The sequence below is a fragment of the Bacillus sp. 7894-2 genome, assembly GCF_002272225.1.
In the GTDB taxonomy this organism is placed as follows: Bacteria; Bacillota; Bacilli; order Bacillales; family Cytobacillaceae; genus Cytobacillus.
Genome location: NZ_NPDG01000033.1, coordinates 42840 through 56580 on the forward strand (window position 1 = coordinate 42840; position 13741 = coordinate 56580).

Below are 13741 nucleotides of genomic sequence, written 5' to 3' on the forward strand. Positions count from 1 at the left end.
AAAGATGTATAGGAAGTTAGTTAAACGGTTAATTGATTTGATCTTTACTTTGATGGCTATGCCGTTTATGGTAATTCTTATTTTTTTAATTGGTCCAATCATTTATCTAGAGGACAGAGGTTCAATTTTTTATAATGCCAAACGACTAGGTAAGAATGGGAAAATATATACAATGTACAAGTTTCGGTCAATGAAAATAAATGCACCTGATCTTAGAAATAATGATGGGTCTACGTTTAACTCAAAAGATGATCCAAGATTAACCAGAGTGGGAAGTTTTCTTCGAAGGACTAGTCTTGATGAGACTCCTCAAATTTTAAATGTTTTAAAAGGTGATATGAGTTTAATAGGACCAAGGCCAGATTTGCCAGGTGCATTACTAGATTATGATGAAAATGATAAGAAAAAACTTTCCGTTAGACCTGGTATAACAGGATATAGTCAAGCTTTTTATCGTAACTCCATTCCTCAAGAGCAGAAATTTAAAAATGATGTCTACTATGTTGAAAATATATCGTTTAAATTAGATATTAAAATTTTATTTGAAACACTAATGTCTGTCTTGAAAAGAAAACATATTTATACAGAAAAAGTACCTAGCGGAGACATGGATATTAGTTCCTTAAAAAAAAATGAAAATCTATAGGTCGAAGGGCAGCAGCTTAAAATGAAAAAAATATTAATTATAGGTTCATCAACGTTACAGCTTCCAGCAATTATACGAGCCAAAGAATTGGGCTATAGTGTAACAACAATTGACTACAATCCAAATGCAATTGGAATTAAATATGCAGACAGCTATTTTAATGTAAGCACTATTGATATCGAAGGTGTTTTAAAAGTAGCAAAACAGATAAAGCCTGACGGAATAATGACACTTGGTACTGATATGCCAGTACGCTCATTAGCCGTCGCTACCTCTGAATTAGGGTTGCCCGGTATATCTCTTGATGCAGCAATAAAATCTACTGATAAAGGTGAGATGATTAAAACCTTTGAAAAGCATAATGTTGAAACACCTTGGTTTCATATAATTAATGAAAAAAAAGAATTGGATGATATTTCCAAAAAGCTGAAATATCCTTGTATTATTAAGCCGACTGATAATTCAGGCAGCAGGGGAGTTATTTTAGTAAATAAAAAAGAAGAACTAATTGAATCATATCTATATAGTAAAAAACACTCAAGAAACGGCGCCGTTATAATTGAAGAATTTATGATTGGTAAAGAAGTTAGTGTTGAAATTATGATTATAGACGGTCAGCCTAATATCTTGGCTGTTACAGATAAATTGACAACTGGTGCACCATATTTTGTAGAGATGGGACATTCTCAACAGTCTCAGTTAAATCGAGAGCAAATAGAACAAATTAAAAATCTATCAATTAAAGCTGTTGGAGCGGTAGGGATAAAAAATGGTCCAGCACATGTTGAAATTATATTAACACCCGAAGGGCCTAAGATGGTTGAATTGGGTGCTCGAATGGGTGGAGACTTTATAACAACCCACCTTGTACCTCTATCAACAGGAATCGATATGGTAGAAGCTACTATAAGAACATGTATAGGCGAGAACCCCAAAATTAAACCAAAATTTAATAATGGAAGTGCAATTCTTTACTTAGATATACCGAATGGAACCATAAAATCAATTGACGGTATTGAAGCTGCAAGAGAGATTAACGGTATTAGACAAGTAACTATATTGAAAACTATAGGCGATACAGTAGAAGGTATAAAAAGTAGTAGTGACAGAGTTGGGTTTGTTATTGCGCAGAGTGATAATGCAGAGAAAGCAATCAATATATGTAAGGAAGCAATTAATAGAATTAATATAAAGGTTGATAAGGTTAGGTAGGTGTTAGGTTGATGGATTTTAAAGGAAAGAAGTTACTTATCCTTGGTGGAATTACGCACATGATAGATGTTGTAGAAACAGCTAAAAATATGGGATTATATACTATTGTAACAGATTTTTCTCCCACATCTCCTGCAAAAGAAATTGCTGACAAATCATATGATGTAAGTACAACTGATATAGATTCTCTACTTAAAATAGCTATAGAAGAAGAAATAGATGGCGTGTTTACTGGTTTTGAAGATTTAAATCTATGGAGTGCTCAGGAACTATGTGAGAAACTAAATCTTTCATTTTATGCCACGAAGGAACAGTTAGAAATCACAACAAATAAAAAACGTTTCAAAGAGTATTGTAAACAATATGAAATACCAGTAGTGGAAGAATATTTTTTTGAGAATGATTTTAAAGAGTGGGATATAGAAGAAATAAAGTTTCCTGTAATTATAAAGCCTATTGATAGTTATGGAAGCAAAGGCATTACTGTATGTTACAGCATAGATGAACTTTTAAAGGGCTATGAAAAAGCAATTAGTTTTTCAAAACAGAAAAAGGTAATTATTGAACGCTTCATTGACAATGATTATGGTGTAGAAATGTATTACACAATACAAAATGGCCAAATCACTCTTTCTGCTATGACTGATAGATATGTTTATAGTCAAACTAAAGAATCTCCTCCATTACCGATTGCAACAATTTTTCCTTCAAAGCATTTGAATTATTTCTGCGACAATTTAGACAATCGAGTTAGGGAAATGATCAAAGGTCTTGGAATAGAAAATGGTGTTGTCCTAATTCAATCTCTTATAAATAAGGATTCTTTCTATATATATGAGATGGCTTACAGGTTAAGTGGAGAGAAGCATTATCAAATTGTTGAAAAACAAACAGGTGTAAATTTATTGGAGATGATGATATCTTTAGCGATTAATGGAAGTACTTTCGGCTATGATATTACAAACTACGATCATGCCTATACACCTTTCCCTTCTTGCAATTTATCATTCTTATTAAAAGAAGGTACTATAGATAAAATTACTGGTTTGGATGTAATTGAAGATATGCCTCAAGTTGTTTCATATGTAAGAACACATGAGATAGGAGATGAAGTTGAAATAACTGGGTCATATTTTCAAATGTTTATTCGAATTAATATCGTTTCAAGCAGCTTTGAAGACTTATCAAATGTTATTAGAAAAATTAATCAATCTATACGTGTTATTTCCAAAAATGGGAAAGATATGATACTAACAAGGTTTACAATTCCCAATTAAGTTAGGGTGAATAAGGATGAAGCCATTGTTTCTTGAGCGGTTTAGAAATCTTTTTAAAATTTACAGAGAAAAATTATATACCTTAACATTAGGGAATGAAAAAAATGTAACACCAAAAGTAGGTATAACATTTAAACAAATAACCTATGAGAATTACATTCTTGTCAAAAAACTAAGAGAATCAAGTTACGTTAAGGACTTCAAAAAGATGTTAGATATGAATGACTCTGGTGTATTCGCATTTGTGGGTGAAAATCTAGTTGGATACGGTTGGGCAAAGATGGGGAATTCTAAAGATTATTTTTATAAAATACAAGATTGCTATCTATGCCGTTTTTACGTTTCACCTCAATATAGAGGGCAAGGAATCTATCCTTGTATAATAAAACAATTAATCTATTCCATTAATTATGAATATGGAATAACCAGATTCTTTATTGCAGTAGAGAATACTAATTATCCTTCAATTAATGGAATAAATAAAATAGGATTTCAGTTTCTTAGAGAGAATACCTTTGTAAGAATTTTTAGAATAACCCTAAATAAAAGTCAACTTAATTAATTAGTTAGATTTACTAAAACATTGACATAGGTCTGTGATTGAGAAGAGGAATTAAAAATATGAATATATGGATTGTTTCAACAGGAGAACCTTTGCCAGTAGATGAAGGGAATCCCAGACTTAGAAGGATGGGGATGCTTTCCACAATCTTATCAGAGCAAGGACATGAAGTTCATTGGTTTAGTTCTACCTTTCACCATTATAAGAAGAAACATAGATATGATTGTGATACTAATATAGCATATAAGGAAAATTTAACTATTCATTTAATTAAAACAAATGGGTATAAGAAAAACATATCTTTACAGAGAATCTTACTTCAAAGAAATTTAGCAAATAAATTCATAAAAAACACAAAAAATTATAAGAAACCTGATATTATTATTGCAACAATGGCTCCTTTACAACTATCTAAAGCAGTGGTGAATTTTGGGAAAAAGAACAACATTCCAACTATAGTTGATATTAGAGATTTGTGGCCAGAAATATATAAAGAGGTTGTCCCAAAATGGGGAAATCCTCTTATTAGGCCATATATTTGGTTTAGTAAAAAGCAATTAGAATGCATTTTAAAAGAATCTACTTCTATTATTGGTGTAACTCCTAACTTCTTAGAATATGGTTTGGAAGTTGCTGGGATAAAACAAAGAAGATTTGATAAGGTCTTTTATACATCATATAAACCTCGTAATTTTTATAGTGAGTTAGATAACTTTGAAAAACATTGGTCAGAACACGGATTAAAAAAGGAAGATTTTATTGTTGTATTTTTGGGCAATTTTGGTCGGCAGTTTATATTAGAGCCAATAGTGGAAGCTGCTAATAAGCTTAAAGATAATAAAAATATAAAATTTGTACTTTGTGGAACTGGCGAATCACTTGATAAAATAAAGATTTTGTCAGAGGGCATGGAAAATTTAGTATTACCTGGCTGGATTGAAGAAGAACAAATCCTTTCATTATTAGCTGCTTCCTCAATTGGAATAGCGCCTTATAGAAATAGTATAAATTTCACAAAAAATACACCGAATAAATTTGGTGAATATCTATCAGCTTCTCTGCCGGTATTCCTAGGGTTAGAAGGAATTATGGCAGATTTAGTACATGAAAACCAATGTGGCATGACTTATAAAAATTCGGATGAATTGGAATTAAATATTAAAAAATTATATTTAGATAGAAAGCTATTACATTCTATGTCTGCAAATGCGAAGAGGTTATTTAATGAAAAATTCAATTCTGATAAAGTTTATCTAGAGTTAGCGGATCACATAAGAAATATAAAAATGTCTTTTGAAAACAAAAAAGGGGTTAAGTAATATGAGCTATAATTTATATGAAGGTTTACTTGAAAAAAGAGAAAAAATTGCAGTAGTAGGATTGGGTTATGTTGGCCTTCCTCTAGCCATAGAGTTTGCAAAAGAACTAGATGTAATAGGGTTTGATACAAATTCTAGAAAACTAGATAAATACTTATCAGGAATAGATGTTACTGAAGAAGTTGGCGACGAGGCATTAAAAAATACTAATATGATTTTTACAAACGATGAAGGTAAATTAAGAGATTGTAAATTTCATGTAGTGGCAGTACCTACGCCAATTAATAGTGATAAGACTCCAAATTTAAACCCGGTAATAGGGGCTAGTAGAATAGTAGGGAAAAACCTCACAAAGGGATCAATAATTGTATATGAATCTACAGTCTATCCTGGAACAACTGAAGAGATATGCATACCAATTCTTGAAGAAGAATCTGGGTTAAAGTTTGGAATTGATTTTAAAGTCGGATATTCTCCAGAACGAATAAATCCTGGTGATAATGTTAACACCTTAACTAAAATAGTTAAGGTAGTGTCTGGGTCTGATGAAGAATCCCTAGAAATTATTGCAAAAGTTTATGAGTCAATTATTGAAGCAGGTGTGCATAGGGCGGAATCTATAAAGGTGGCTGAGGCATCCAAGGTTATCGAAAATTCCCAAAGAGATATAAATATTGCATTTATGAATGAATTATCGATGGTTTTTAACAAGATGGGGATTGACACAAAAGCAGTCTTAGAAGCAGCAGGGACTAAGTGGAACTTTCTTAAGTTTACACCAGGTTTAGTTGGTGGACATTGTATTGGTGTTGATCCATATTATTTTACTTATAAAGCAGAACAATTAGGATATCATTCCCAGATTATTCTTTCTGGTAGAAAAATTAATGACGATATGGGTGTTTACGTAGCACAAAATATAATAAAAAGCTTAATTAAAGCAGAACAACCAATAAAGGGAGCTAGAGTAGCTATATTAGGAATTACATTTAAGGAAAATTGTTCTGATGTAAGAAATACTAAAGTAATAGATATTATAAGAGAATTGGAGGAATTCGGAGTAGATGTCCTAGTACATGATCCGATTGCGGATAAAGAAGATGTTTGGGAAACATATAGAATTAATTTAGTGAGTAAAGAAGAATTAAAAAATATTGATTGTGTTGTATTTGCTGTTAGCCACAACAGGTTTAAGGAAGATTATGATTTTAATTTCTTAGAAAAGGTATTCAAAAAAAATAAGAATGTTTTAGTTGATATTAAGGGAGTTATGAATAGAAAAGAAGTAGAATCAAGAGGTTATGTCTATTGGAGTTTATAGAAAAACTTTATTAAGGATGAAATAAATGCAGGTATTACACATTTGTTCTTATTACATTGGAAATAAGTTATATAGCAATTTAGTTAAACAATTATCATTTAGAAATGGTTTGAATCAAAAAATATATATACCAATACGAGATAACAAACATTTTAAATTAAATCAATTGCCAGACAAGTTTTTTTCAGTAGAATATTTCTATAGTAATATCTTAAATAAATTTGATCGGTATTTATATTTTAGAAAAATAACTAAACAGATGAAGGATATTGAGAAAAAAATTAATCCTATAGGAAATATTGATTTCATACATGCGCATACCGTTTTTAGTGACGGAGGAACAGCATATAAACTATACAAGAGATATGGAATAAACTATATTGTAAACGTTAGAAATTCTGACATTAACTTTTTCTACAAGTTTGGAATTCATTTAAGGCCTTTTATGTATAAAATATTGTTAAATGCTCAATCAATAGTTTTTATCTCTGTTGCGTATAAAGAGCGATTATTATCATTATTACCAAGTGCTCTTGTGAAAAAAATTGAGAATAAATGTATTGTAGTTCCGAATGGTATAGATGAATTTTGGTATAGTAACCGAATTAAAGAAAGTAAAAAAAGGAACCCCTCTAAGATCAAACTGCTTTTTATGGGGAAAATTGATAAAAATAAAAATTTAATAAATGTTATACATGCAAGTAAGCTGTTGGTTGATAAAGGGTATCAGGTCTCTTTACATGTTTTAGGTGATGGGCCTATGGAAGAGAAATGCAAAGAACTATGTAATACATTAGGCGTTTCAAACAATGTTACATTTTATGGATATGTTAATGATAAAGAGTTAATTTCCTCAATCATGGATAAAAGTGATGTATTGGTTTTACCTTCCTTTAGAGAGACTTTTGGATTAGTCTATATAGAAGCAATGACAAGAGGGTTACCGGTTATATATTCAAAGGGACAGGGGATAGATGGACTTTTTAATAGCGGTATGGAGGTAGGGTTTCCTGTAAATCCTTACGAAAAACTTAGTATAGTAGAGTCTATTCAAAATATCATTTTAAGATACGATGAACTCTCTCAAAATTGTATAAAAGAATCACTGCCGTTTTCTTGGGTGAAAACTGCAGATAAATACTATGAATTATATAGTCATAAAGATTTATAATAGCATTTATCTTAATTTCAATTAAGAGAGATTAATGAAAGGATCAAAGTAACACTCTCTATTTGAGAGTGTTACTCTACTATTTAGGTTTTTTATTACAAATTTTATTGAAGGTGAAACCATTGACTGAAAATATCAATTATAAAAGTTCTCTAAGTTTAAGAGTGGAATTATCTGATGTAATGATAGTGTCTTTGTTTTTGTTCCGCTTATTGGGCTCACAAATTATGTAGATTCTACTTTCTGTTTTGTAGGTTTAATAGCTCTTGTTTCCATTTTAGGACTATCAAACATTTTATTTATGACTATATCTTAAAAAAGTTATTTCTAATCTGAATTTTATATACTTATTTTTATACCTTGCATTTATCATAATGTTGATTATAGGGTATTTTTATAATCAAACTTATAGGGGATTAATTACACTTGCTCAATTTATTCTAATAACAGGATATACTTTACTTTTGTCTATAGTACGTTTAGAAAATAAATTTTTGATGAGAAAATCCCTCAATTTTACTTTTTATTTATAATATTTATATTATTATTGGTATATTTTTAATATACAGCAGTGGTGCAAGATCTGTAATAGTTGCAGGGATATTTAGGATATTAACAGTCATGGTAAGGAGATATATTACAGGAAAAAAACACCGATTTATATCTTTCTTTATTATCATTCTTTATTATCTTTTATTCTCTACTCCTTTTTTTTCTTTTTATATATCCAAGGCTTGATAGATAGAGTTATCATCCTGAATTGGATTTCCTGACACTACAGTATACGGGGAAGAGGTTATTGTCTGGTAGAAAAAATTTGGAGTGCTATCATTTCACTTGTAAATAAAAATCCTTTCTTTAGATTTGGTACAGGTGTTTAACCTATGATTTGTTTGGAATTCAATATCTATCCAATGGTTTATTATTGGGATAGGTATGAATCAGTACTTTTACTTTAAAAAGAAAACCGATAAAAATAGTTAGTTACATTGTAATTTATCATTAATCACACTATAACTCTATACTGTTTGTTTTGTAATGTAGTTAGGAGTAAACAATGAGGAATAAATTATATAATAAATTAAGAAAAAGGCCTTTTATACGAAATGTAATGATTGTGGCTAGTGGAACTGCGTTAGCACAATTAATAGCCTTAGCATTAACACCAATTATAACTCGGTTATATGGACCAGAAGCATATGGGCTGCTAGGTGTATTTCGCTCTATAATTGGAATTGTAACTCCAATAGCAGCTTTAACATATCCAATTGCAATAGTTCTCCCAAAAAACAAAAAAGATGCAAAAGGTTTAGTGTTTCTCTCATTGATAATTACATTAACTGTTGCAGGTGTTGTCGGGATAAGTTTGCTTTTTTTTCAGGAATCTCTAGTTCAGCTCTTTAAAATAGAAGTAATAGCATCTTACCTTTTTCTGATTCCAATAGTCATAGTATTTGCAGGTTTTCGACAGGTTGCCGAACAGTGGTTAATACGTGCCAAAAAGTTTGGAATCACCGCTAAGGTTACAATTATTCATGTGCTTTTTATACAAGGTGGTCAAGTAGGATTTGGCTTATTTAATCCTATAGCGACGGTTCTAATTATAACAACCGCTCTTGGTGATGGGCTAAAGGCCTTTATGATGTTTAAAGGAGCTACCAGAGCTAGTTTTAGGGATATAAAGAATTCTATTAGTTACCCACAAATAATTCAGCTTGCAAAAAAATACAGTGACTTTCCTGTATTTAGGGCGCCGGAAGTTTTTATAAATGCTGTTTCCCAGGGTTTACCTGTACTGATGTTGACTAGTTTCTTTGGGCCTGCTTCGGCAGGGTTTTATTCTCTGGGAAGAACAGTATTAGCAATACCCTCACAGTTAATTGGAAAGTCAGTTGGCGATGTTTTTTACCCACGTATATCAGAAGCAGCAAACAATGGAGAAAATCTTTTTAAATTAATAAAAAAGGCTACTTTAATATTAGGAATAATTGGTATAATTCCGTTTGGCTTAATTATTGCCTTTGGACCCGCACTTTTCAGTTTTATTTTTGGACCTGAGTGGAAAGAAGCTGGTGGATATGCAAGATGGATAGCATTGTGGGTCCTCTTTGTCTTTATGAATGGACCTAGTATAAAGGCATTGCCTGTTTTATCTGCTCAAGCTTTTCATTTGAAATTTACTACCTTTGGACTAATTATAAGACTAATTGCTCTTTCTATTGGTTACTTTATATTTATGAGTGACTATGTTGCAATAGCGATTTACGGCATTGTTGGCTCAATATTAAATATTTACTTAATTATAAAAACACTTAAAAAAGCAAACCAATTTGATAAAACTGTTGATAAATTTAATACAATATGATGTATTGAGTTAATAATAATCTTATTATTTAACAATATAAAAAGAGGGTTTCTATGCGAAAATATTTAGGGGAATATATATTTAACAATGATAATGTTGAGATTAAAAATATCGATTCTAAATTAAGTATCAGTGATAGCTTTTATTTAGATTACAGGGTAGAGACTAATGACTTTGATATTATGGAATTTCGAGATTTGGAAGTAACTCTTCTAGTAGATGGAGAGATATATAGTAATGATTTTAATACTCATATCAATGATTCTAAATTTTTAAAAGGGATAATTAGTGAAATAAAAAAGGGGAATAGGGAAATATTAAAAGAGCTAAATGGTTCATTTAATTTAATTATTTATGATCACAATAAAAATAAATTAGATGTTCTTACTGACAGGTTTTTTACAAGACCTATATTTTATTATTTAAGTAAGGATAGAGTGGTATTTTCAAACAGAATGACAGAAATTTCAAAGTGTTTACCAGGTGAAATAAGTCTTAATAAAAAAGCAATTATGGAGTTTTTTTCCCTTCAAATGGTTTTTGGTAATAAAACTTTCATCCAAAATATAAATGCATTTGAAAGTGCCACACTAAATGAATTTTTCACCGGAGAAGTTCGCAAATTTAAATACTGGAAATTCAAACAAAATATAGATAAGAGTTTTGAAGAAAAAAATTATGTATCTAAATTAAGTAAATTAATGAGAGAGATTATAAATTTTAAAACTAATGATTCAAAAAGGTATGGAATACTTTTAAGTGGAGGTCTTGATTCTAGAGCTATCCTAGCTGCTGATTCCAATAAAAGAATTACTGAAGTTTTTACTCTTGGAGATTCATATAATATAGAATGCCGAATTTCAGAAAAAGTTGCCAATCATCGGGAAGCTAATTTTAATTATATTCAAAGGGAGATTGATCATTACTATAATATTCTTGGTGAATCTGTTGAAATTGGTGATGGTATGTATAATTTTTTAAATGGCCATTTCATAGGGTATACAGAGAGTATTTCTAAAAAAGTAGATATTATATTTAATGGCTCTCTTATAGAACAATTTTGGCAAGGTAGTAAATTTTTTAAACATAAAATAAAAATAGGGAGATATAAGGTTTCCTCACCAATCCTTATTAAGAATTTTTATAATGTTAACACTACAAATTTATTATTAAATAACTTTCCTCGTAAAGTAAAAGGTGTTGATAAAATATTTAATAAGCAAAATAGAGAAACTATTAATAATGAGTTATCCAAAAGCATAAAGGAAATGTTAATCAGCAATTTTGGTTCTGAATCTATAGATCCACAAGAAGCTGTAGATTATATAGCCTGTGATTCATATGGTAGATACTGTTCACATTTAAATCAGCTTTGTATTAATGATAAAATAAATTATAGGACTATTTTTGACAATAGAATAATTGATTTATTGTTAAAAGTACCAATAAAGTATCGTAGTAATGGATATTTACTAAAAAAATCCATTTTAAAATTAGATAAAAAATTAGGTGATATACCATTATCAGGATCTAGAGTGAAAATGAAAAGAAGTTCATATGTTCATTGGTTCTTTACAAACCTAACTAATTCATTCTATAAGATCCTAAAAACTAATAGTTATAAGGCTAAAAATAGTTCTTGGCCTAATTATGCAAAATTAATTATTGAAAATAAAAAAATTCAGTCTGAAATCCTTAGCGTTATTAAAAATAAAGAAATAATTAGTGATGAAATATTCGATAGAAAATATATCTTAACCCTTTTTAATGACCATTTAGAAGGAAAGAAAAACAATGAAAGAATTCTATTTCAGATTCTAACTTTTGGACAATGGTTTAAGAGCTTAAAAAATATGTGAACGTAATTCCATTTAAGTTATAAAATTATTTGCTAGTCTGGAGTTTCTAAGTTAGAATTTAAGTAAGATGTAAGTGGTTGATACCTTTTAATAGATATAGAAAACCGGACACCAGTTTCAATGAAGTATTTAATTAAAAAGGTTATTACTAGAGACTAAACATAATAATAGTGCAGAATTTTGCAAAGAAAAACTGCAAGAGTATTGCATTTTATTTATTAAAAAAGACTTGCCAGCCATAAATGAAATATACCTATACCCCGGATAGCGTACACTGATAAAAAAGTGCCCCTTATCTGGGGTTTTTTGTGTTTCAATAGAACTAATAATATGGGCGGAGGGTTATCATGAGTAAGAATATTTATAATGAATTTCAAATTAAGGAACTTGAGAAGAATCCCAATGTCTTAAGCGCTTCTAAAAGATCAATCTCCTATAGTCCGGAATTTAAGCTAAAAGCTATGAAGGATTTCAAAAGTGGAAAAATACCATCGCAAATCTTTATTGATCAGGGCTTTGACCTGGATATGATCGGTAAGAATCAACCAAAGCGTTGACTTAAACGTTGGAGGGATTCGTATGAAAGGTTTGGAGAGGAAAGTCTCCTTACGGAAGAAGAGGTAAAGGGAGTACAGGGCGACCTTCTTCAAAACAGCTTTCTGTGGAAGAGAATTTAGAAAAGCTGAGGCACGAATTAAATTCCTTGAGGTGGAGAATGACTTCCTAAAAAAGCTGGAAGAGCTAGAAAGACAGACATTGACGAAGAAACATTTTTAACGGCAGCTGATAAGTTTTCCTTATCGAAAAAACGATAAGAATTTATCAGTTAAAGAAAACTGTTTCCTGCTTATGTGAATTGGCGGGTGCTAGCAGAAGCGGCTACTATGACTGGGTGAAGGCTACATCTTATACGGGAACAGCGTGACGAGCAGGATGAAATGGATATAAAGCTAATTTAAGAAATATTCCTAAGCAAAAAAGAAAAAGTAGGCGCCCTCCAAATTAAAATGATTCTGGAGAATGATTATTCAGCTGTAATGAACCACAAAAAGATTAGGCTTTTGATGGCAAAATATAACCTTAAAACAAAAGTAAGAAAAGCCAACCCCTATTGAAAGATGGCTAAGGCAACCCAGGTGTGACCGTCAAGTAGAATGACACAATTTCTGCTGATTAATTTGAAACACTTTGTTCACCAAATATCGTTTTTCGATGTTTCATTCTCCAACTGTCTTCATTTAAATGAATTATCTCTACTCGATGTAAGATCCGATCCAATATCGCTGTAGTAATGGCTTGTTCACCCAATAACTCACCCCATTCTTTAGGTCCTTTATTCGACGTAAGTATAATCGAGGATTGATTATACAGGTTATTAATGAGATGGAAGAACATATTGGCTTCCTGTTTGTCCATTGCCATAAACATTAAATCATCTATGATAACCAAGTCTGCTTCTCTGATTCGCTTCATTCTTGTTTTGGATTTCCTCGTTATTTCTTCTGTTTTTAATGCCTGAATTAGATCCCCCATAGCTGTAAAAATCACTTTATATCCCTGGTTTAGAGCCTCGATACCCAGACCTATCGAAAGATGAGTCTTACCTACACCTGGCGGTCCCAGAAAAATGATATTGTATAGCTGTTCAATCCATGTTAAGTCTTTTAACTGGTTTAACTTTTTACTGCTTAAGGACTTTTGCTCGTTCACGTCATATTCATCCACGGTACTATGGAAGGGAAATGTTGCCCACTTAAATCGCTTTTCCAGTTGCTTTTCATCTCTGCGTTTTTGTTCATAGGCTGCTACATCCAGTAGAAACTGAGTAAAGGACAAGTCCTTTTTCTCAGCTTCTCTTATTAATTCAGGCAATCGATCAGCTGTCTCAGCTAACCGAAGGGACCTCAATATATCTTGAACCTCCTGAAGCTGATTCAACTTTGATCACCTTCCTCCAAAAAGACAGTATAGGTATCTACATTTCTTTTTTGTGCTTCTGTTTCAATAAC

General features: G+C 30.9%; 12 protein-coding genes. 11 read left to right on the forward strand and 1 reads right to left on the reverse strand.

Annotation, left to right across the window (positions count from 1 at the left end; all coding sequences use genetic code 11):
* The first annotated feature begins 4 nt into the window (after positions 1-4).
* The 11 genes from CHI10_RS05750 (at position 5) to CHI10_RS22860 (ending at position 12847) form a co-directional block, all read left to right on the forward strand.
* The gene (locus CHI10_RS05750; RefSeq protein WP_095243360.1) at positions 5-646 is read left to right on the forward strand and encodes a sugar transferase; all 642 of its coding nucleotides are present in this window, start codon (positions 5-7) and stop codon (positions 644-646) included.
* Positions 647-667: 21 nt separating this feature from the next.
* Positions 668-1858, forward strand: coding sequence for an ATP-grasp domain-containing protein (locus CHI10_RS05755; protein ID WP_095243361.1), 1191 nt, complete (start codon positions 668-670; stop codon positions 1856-1858).
* An 11-nt stretch (positions 1859-1869) separates the two neighbouring features.
* On the forward strand, positions 1870-3135 hold the full coding sequence (locus CHI10_RS05760; RefSeq protein ID WP_095243362.1) for an ATP-binding protein: 1266 nt from the start codon (positions 1870-1872) through the stop codon (positions 3133-3135).
* Between the two features lie 16 nt (positions 3136-3151).
* Positions 3152-3697, forward strand: a complete 546-nt coding sequence (locus CHI10_RS05765) for a GNAT family N-acetyltransferase (RefSeq protein WP_095243363.1) — start codon at positions 3152-3154, stop codon at positions 3695-3697.
* A gap of 59 nt (positions 3698-3756) precedes the next feature.
* The gene (locus CHI10_RS05770; protein ID WP_095243364.1) at positions 3757-5016 is read left to right on the forward strand and encodes a glycosyltransferase family 4 protein; all 1260 of its coding nucleotides are present in this window, start codon (positions 3757-3759) and stop codon (positions 5014-5016) included.
* A 1-nt stretch (position 5017) separates the two neighbouring features.
* Positions 5018-6337, forward strand: a complete 1320-nt coding sequence (locus tag CHI10_RS05775; RefSeq protein ID WP_095243365.1) for a nucleotide sugar dehydrogenase — start codon at positions 5018-5020, stop codon at positions 6335-6337.
* A 25-nt stretch (positions 6338-6362) separates the two neighbouring features.
* Positions 6363-7508: a glycosyltransferase family 4 protein gene (locus CHI10_RS05780; protein WP_095243366.1), complete on the forward strand. Its 1146-nt coding sequence runs from the start codon at positions 6363-6365 to the stop codon at positions 7506-7508.
* A 1057-nt stretch (positions 7509-8565) separates the two neighbouring features.
* A complete protein-coding gene (locus CHI10_RS05785) occupies positions 8566-9873 on the forward strand; it encodes a lipopolysaccharide biosynthesis protein (RefSeq protein ID WP_095243367.1) in 1308 nt (435 codons plus the stop codon).
* Positions 9874-9926: 53 nt separating this feature from the next.
* Positions 9927-11732, forward strand: a complete 1806-nt coding sequence (locus CHI10_RS05790; RefSeq protein WP_095243368.1) for an asparagine synthase-related protein — start codon at positions 9927-9929, stop codon at positions 11730-11732.
* Positions 11733-12079: 347 nt separating this feature from the next.
* The gene (locus CHI10_RS05795) at positions 12080-12289 is read left to right on the forward strand and encodes an HTH domain-containing protein (RefSeq protein ID WP_095243369.1); all 210 of its coding nucleotides are present in this window, start codon (positions 12080-12082) and stop codon (positions 12287-12289) included.
* A gap of 405 nt (positions 12290-12694) precedes the next feature.
* A complete protein-coding gene (locus tag CHI10_RS22860) occupies positions 12695-12847 on the forward strand; it encodes an IS3 family transposase (protein ID WP_353615964.1) in 153 nt (50 codons plus the stop codon).
* 58 nt (positions 12848-12905) lie between these two features.
* On the opposite strand, the gene istB is transcribed toward CHI10_RS22860, so the two are convergent.
* Positions 12906-13670, reverse strand: coding sequence for an IS21-like element helper ATPase IstB (gene istB / locus CHI10_RS05805; RefSeq protein ID WP_095243371.1), 765 nt, complete (start codon positions 13668-13670; stop codon positions 12906-12908).
* Positions 13671-13741: the final 71 nt, after the last annotated feature.

Excerpts from the sequence above, each read along its gene's own strand:
- CHI10_RS05750 (WP_095243360.1), top strand. The coding sequence starts at position 5 with ATGTATAGGAAGTTAGTTAAACGGTTAATTGATTTGATCTTTACTTTG.
- CHI10_RS05755 (WP_095243361.1), top strand. The coding sequence starts at position 668 with ATGAAAAAAATATTAATTATAGGTTCATCAACGTTACAGCTTCCAGCA.
- CHI10_RS05760 (WP_095243362.1), top strand. The coding sequence starts at position 1,870 with ATGGATTTTAAAGGAAAGAAGTTACTTATCCTTGGTGGAATTACGCAC.
- CHI10_RS05765 (WP_095243363.1), top strand. The coding sequence starts at position 3,152 with ATGAAGCCATTGTTTCTTGAGCGGTTTAGAAATCTTTTTAAAATTTAC.
- CHI10_RS05770 (WP_095243364.1), top strand. The coding sequence starts at position 3,757 with ATGAATATATGGATTGTTTCAACAGGAGAACCTTTGCCAGTAGATGAA.
- CHI10_RS05775 (WP_095243365.1), top strand. The coding sequence starts at position 5,018 with ATGAGCTATAATTTATATGAAGGTTTACTTGAAAAAAGAGAAAAAATT.
- CHI10_RS05780 (WP_095243366.1), top strand. The coding sequence starts at position 6,363 with ATGCAGGTATTACACATTTGTTCTTATTACATTGGAAATAAGTTATAT.
- CHI10_RS05785 (WP_095243367.1), top strand. The coding sequence starts at position 8,566 with ATGAGGAATAAATTATATAATAAATTAAGAAAAAGGCCTTTTATACGA.
- CHI10_RS05790 (WP_095243368.1), top strand. The coding sequence starts at position 9,927 with ATGCGAAAATATTTAGGGGAATATATATTTAACAATGATAATGTTGAG.
- CHI10_RS05795 (WP_095243369.1), top strand. The coding sequence starts at position 12,080 with ATGAGTAAGAATATTTATAATGAATTTCAAATTAAGGAACTTGAGAAG.